Origin of the sequence: Gemmiger formicilis (genome assembly GCF_016900095.1) — a bacterium.
Taxonomy (GTDB): domain Bacteria; phylum Bacillota; class Clostridia; order Oscillospirales; family Ruminococcaceae; genus Gemmiger; species Gemmiger formicilis_A.
In genome coordinates this window covers 1-514 of sequence record NZ_JACJJP010000085.1, presented here as the reverse complement: position 1 = coordinate 514, position 514 = coordinate 1, and the positions used below count along the sequence as shown (strand labels likewise).

Genomic DNA, 514 nt, shown 5'->3' with positions numbered 1-514 from the left:
TTATCACATAGCAAGTACAGATGCAAATATCATATCGTATTTGCGCCGAAGTACCGTCGCCAAATCATTTACAAAAAGATCAAAGCGGATGTAGGAAAAATACTGAGGGAATTAAGTGAACGGAAAGGCGTAAGGATCATAGAAGCGGAATGCTGCCCGGATCACATACACATGCTTGTGGAGATACCACCACATCTGAGTGTAGCAAGTTTCATGGGATACTTGAAAAGTAAAAGTAGCTTAATGATCTTCGATAAACATGCGAACCTAAAGTATAAATACGGAAATCGGCACTTCTGGTGCAGGGGGTATTACGTAGATACAGTAGGCAAGTATGAAGGGGCGATAAGGGACTATATCCGAAATCAGTTGCAAGATGATATAGCAAATGACCAGTTGAGCCTGAAAGAATTTGTAGATCCCTTCACAGGGGAGAACGCAAAGAAGGCATAAAAAATGCCCCCGAGTAGGGGGCGGCCCGTGGTAAAAGTGTGGTTGCCAGACTTTTCGGGGC

The 514-nt window shown here is 43.8% G+C and carries 1 protein-coding gene; it reads left to right on the top strand.

What is annotated here, in order from left to right:
* Positions 1-453 (top strand): IS200/IS605 family transposase (gene tnpA, locus H6B15_RS15300; protein WP_204648856.1); only part of this gene is annotated, 453 nt, incomplete at its 5' end.
* Between the last annotated feature and the right edge of the window lie 61 nt (positions 454-514).